Raw genomic sequence first — 3,149 nt, 5'->3', positions numbered from 1 at the left:
CGACAGAGGGGCGGATGCTGCGGCATCCGCCCCTCTTCGCTGTCTGCCGCTGCCGGGCACCCCCAGGTCGCGGCCCCTCGATCTGTCGGCCCCTCGCTCCGCCCGCGCCTTACCGGCGACCGTCCACCTGCGCCCTGCCGGCAGGCTCCACGTCCGCCCGCGCCTCGCCGGCGGCCGTCCACGGCCGTACACGTCCGTCCGCGCCGTGACGGGCCCCGCCGGGGCGGCCCTCGGCCTCGATGATCGCCGAGTCGCAGGAGGATGCTGACGACACGCCGCAACGCGACAGCGTGTCGCGCCGCCCGTCCTGCGACTCGGCGACGCACCCGCACCGGGACACACGGAATCACGGCGCGCGCCCGGAGATTCCCGGTGCGGCGGCCGGACCCGCGGCACCCGGCCCCGGGCGCACGAAAAAGCGGGCCCCGGCCGAAGCCGGGACCCGCTCAGTTCGACCCGTACTAGTTGATGCGGGTGTACTTGTTGTCGTCGCCGTACTCGTAGACGCCGATGGTCGCCTCGGTCGGGTCACCGTGCTCGTCGAGCGTGATGGGACCGGACGCGCCGTCGAAGTCGATCTGCTTGCCCTCTGCGAGCAGCGCAGCGCCGTCGGCGAAGGTCGTGACCTTCTCGCCGTCGCCCGAGCCACCCGACACCTGACGCAGGTACTTGGCGATGTCGGCACCGTCGGTGCTGTTCGCCGCGTACGCCGCGAGGGCGATGAGGACCGTTGCGTCGTACGACTCGGGGCCGTAGCTGAAGTCGGCGAGGTCCGGGTCGATTCCGAGGAGTCGGTCGCGGAAGTCGTCTTCGAGCTTCGGGCCGGGCAGCGTGCCCTTCGAGCCGGCGATGAGGCCGGGAGCGAAGTCCGCGCTGTAGTCGGACAGGTTGCCGTCGACGAAGTAGAGCTGGTCGCCGGGGTAGCCCGAGCCGACGAGCGCCGGCACGACGACCTTCGCCTCGTCGAACGTGATGACTGCGACGGCGTCGGGGTTCGCGGCCGAGATGGCCGAGAGCTGCGCGTCGAAGTTCGAGTCACCCGTGTTGAAGAGCTCTTCGGCGACGACTTCGCCGCCTGCTGCCTCGAACGACTCCTTGGTCGCGGCCGCGAGGCCGGTGCCGTAGGGGTCGTTCAGCACGAGCAGGCCGAGGGTCGAGTTGCCGTCGTCGGCGATCTGCGTGCCGAGCACCTCGCCCTGGAGCAGGTCGGAGGGTGCCGTGCGGAAGTACAGACCGGCGTCTTCGTACTCGGTGAAGTCGGGCGAGGTGTTCGCCGGGGAGAACTGCACGACTCCGGCCGAGGTGATCTGGTCGATCACGGTGAAGGAGACGCCCGACGATGCCGCACCGACGATCGCCGAGACGTCCTGCGAGAGCAGGTCGGTCACGGAGACGGTCGCGATGTCGGTCGTGGTGTCACCGGAGTCGCGGTAGACGACCTCGAGGCTCATGCCCGAGTCGGCGTCGTTGACCTCCTGGGCGCCGAGCGCGACGCCGGCCTCCTCGGGCGGGCCGAGGAACGCGAGCGTGCCGCTCTGGGGAAGGATCGTGCCGATCTTGAGGTCCAGCGCACGTTCACCGGCTTCGATGGGCAGGGCGTCGCCGGCGGTGTCTTCGCCCGGCTCTTCCGTCTCGGTCGACGGCGTGCCGCCCGACGCGCACGCAGACAGGAGAAGGGTGCTGACGCCGGCAATGGCGAGACCCGTCCAGGCTGCGCGAGCCGAACGCTTGGCCGTGGCCTTCGCGAATACGCTCATGTTGCTCCTTGGGACTGAAGGAATTGGTACACAATGCAGCGCCGTGGTGACGCCGTTGTCTGACAGTATTCCGCGCCCATGGCGGAAACAAGACGCTGCGGTCACAACCGTGTAACACCGCGTCAATCGTTACCGTGCCGACACCTCGGGCGGGTTCGACGCACGGAATCGGCGGAAACACGGGCTTTCACGCGGGGATCGCGCGCCCGCGGCATCCGCTCGCCGGGCTCGGGCGCAACGGTGCGACGCAGGGCCCGGAACGCGGTTCACACGGGTTCGGCGACGACACGTCGTGACGCCCGGACCCCGCGGAGCAGGTCGACCGTCAGCACGATGAGCGCGAGCCACACGAGCCCGAAACCGACCCAGCGCTCGAGCGGCATCGGCTCCTGCAGGATGAACACCCCGACGAGGAACTGGATGAACGGCGCGAAGTACTGGATGAAGCCCATGAAGATGAGCGGCAGCCGGCGCGACGCGGCGGCGAACAGCAGGAGCGGCACCGCGGTGACCGCGCCGAGACCGACCAGCAGCGCCGTGTGCCATACGCTCACCGTGCCGATCGTGAGCCCCGTCGTCATCGCCACGAAGACGAGCTGCACAACGGCGAGGGGCGCGAGCCAGACGGTCTCGAGCGTCAGGCCCGAGACGGCGTCGACCTTCGGACCGACGCGCTTCTTGATGAGCCCGTAGAACCCGAACGAGAACGCGAGCACGAGCGCGATCCAGGGCAGCTGGCCGTACCCGAGCGCGAGCACGATCACCGCGACGATGGAGATGCCGACCGCGGTCCACTGCGTCGGGTTCAGCCGCTCCCGCTGCACGAACACCCCGAGGAACACCGTGACGATGGGGTTGATGAAGTAGCCGAGGGCGGCTTCGACGACCTGGTTCGTCGTCGCGGCGTAGACGTAGGTCTGCCAGTTGATGAAGATCAGCACGCCCGCGAGGCCCATCGTGAGCACGATGCGGCGATCGCGGAACAGCACGGCGAGCGCACGCCACGCCCGGGTGACCGCGATGAGCAGTGCGCAGAAGACGAGCGAGAAGAGCACGCGCCAGGCGACGATCTCGACCGGGCCCGACGGTGCGAGCGCGATGAAGTAGATCGGCAGGAATCCCCAGAGGCCGTAGGCGGCGATCGCGTAGACGAGGCCCGAGCGACTCACCCCTGCCGAGGAACTGACCGGAGAGGGAACCTGGGTCTCGGGGCGGGATGGCACCTGCACAGACTACGCCCGCCCGCGGACGTCGCCCGGCGTCGGGGCGGCCGTTCCGCGTCGAGATCCGGCCACGGCGACGGGGCGAGCCTCGGCGCCGGTCGGGCGGTCGGCGACGGATGCCGCGGCATCCGTCGCCCGGATACGACGAGGCCCGGACGCCCCCAGCGGC

The 3,149-nt window shown here is 70.0% G+C and carries 2 protein-coding genes; both read right to left on the bottom strand.

The window, feature by feature from the left end:
- Nucleotides 1-461: 461 nt before the first annotated feature.
- Nucleotides 462-1,757: an ABC transporter substrate-binding protein gene (locus tag ACFTQE_RS20010; protein ID WP_376926714.1), complete on the bottom strand. Its 1,296-nt coding sequence runs from the start codon at nt 1,755-1,757 to the stop codon at nt 462-464.
- Between the two features lie 266 nt (nt 1,758-2,023).
- Nucleotides 2,024-2,980: an EamA family transporter RarD gene (rarD, locus tag ACFTQE_RS20005; RefSeq protein WP_376926713.1), complete on the bottom strand. Its 957-nt coding sequence runs from the start codon at nt 2,978-2,980 to the stop codon at nt 2,024-2,026.
- Nucleotides 2,981-3,149: the final 169 nt, after the last annotated feature.

This window comes from Agromyces sp. NPDC056965, assembly GCF_042673425.1.
Classification (GTDB): domain Bacteria; phylum Actinomycetota; class Actinomycetes; order Actinomycetales; family Microbacteriaceae; genus Agromyces.
Note: the sequence above shows the minus strand (reverse complement) of the source record. Positions and strands in the feature narration are given on the sequence as shown.

Bases quoted from the DNA above. Each gene is read 5' to 3' on its own strand.
- ACFTQE_RS20010 (WP_376926714.1), bottom strand. From the start codon at position 1,757: ATGAGCGTATTCGCGAAGGCCACGGCCAAGCGTTCGGCTCGCGCAGCC.